Origin of the sequence: Bacillus sp. AFS023182 (assembly GCF_002560575.1) — a bacterium.
In the GTDB taxonomy this organism is placed as follows: Bacteria; Bacillota; Bacilli; order Bacillales; family Bacillaceae_G; genus Bacillus_A; species Bacillus_A arachidis.
Genome location: NZ_NTRO01000181.1, coordinates 1 through 926 on the forward strand (window position 1 = coordinate 1; position 926 = coordinate 926).

General features: G+C 38.7%; 1 pseudogene. It reads right to left on the reverse strand.

What is annotated here, in order from left to right:
• Nucleotides 1-926: pseudogene (locus CN288_RS28100) on the reverse strand (phage tail tape measure protein); the annotation flags it as partial.

The window sequence follows — 926 nt, forward strand, 5'->3', positions numbered from 1 at the left end:
GGCATTTCAGGCTTCGGAATTTTTAATTTAAGACCATCAAAGAATCCCTTGATTTTATCAATCCAACCCTTCACCGTATCCGCAGCATCTCTTATTGGATCAATAATATTCTGTTTTGCTGCATTAAATTTTTCTTGTGCAGCGTTTTTCACGGCATCAAATTTCTCCCTAGCACTGTTATAAATTTCTTGGAATTTATCTCTAACACTGTTATACGCATCTCGAATCGGATCAATAATATATGTTTTCGTTGTATTCCAGGCTGAAAGCGTGGCTGATTTGATATAATCCCACTTTCCAAGTATCCAAGTTGCCAAATCACTTAATTTTCCGCTTAACCAGGTATATGTCTCTTGAATAGGTTGTACAATGTACTGCTTCACTAATGACCACGCTGCTGATGTAGCTGATTTTATCTCTTCCCATTTTCCACTTAACCAGGAAACTAGTTCACCGATTTTTCCACTTACCCAGCTATATGCTGAATTTATTGGGTCGATAATATATTTAGATATTAAAGCCCAGGCAATTTGCGTACCTGCTTGAATTAATAGCCATCCCGCCTGTAGGACGGTAGAAATTAACGAAATAATTGGATCTAAGACTGTGAGAATAGTATTCCACGTATCCTGCCAAGCTTGTACTAATGTCCCCCACAATTGAGATGCTGTTTCTACAAGACTTGTCCACCAAGAAGATGCTGTGTTGACAATTCCTGACCACAATTCACTAAAAAATTGACCTATTGGATCGAAAAAACTATGCATCATTTCTACAAAGGAAGCCCAGGCTTCCGAAAAATAATTAACTGTGGAAGACCACCCATCGCTACAGACCTGAACTAATCCAGACCACAATTCACCAAACCAATCTTTAAATTGCGACCATTTTTCGGAAAGCCAATCGGTTATGGCACCCCAATTTTG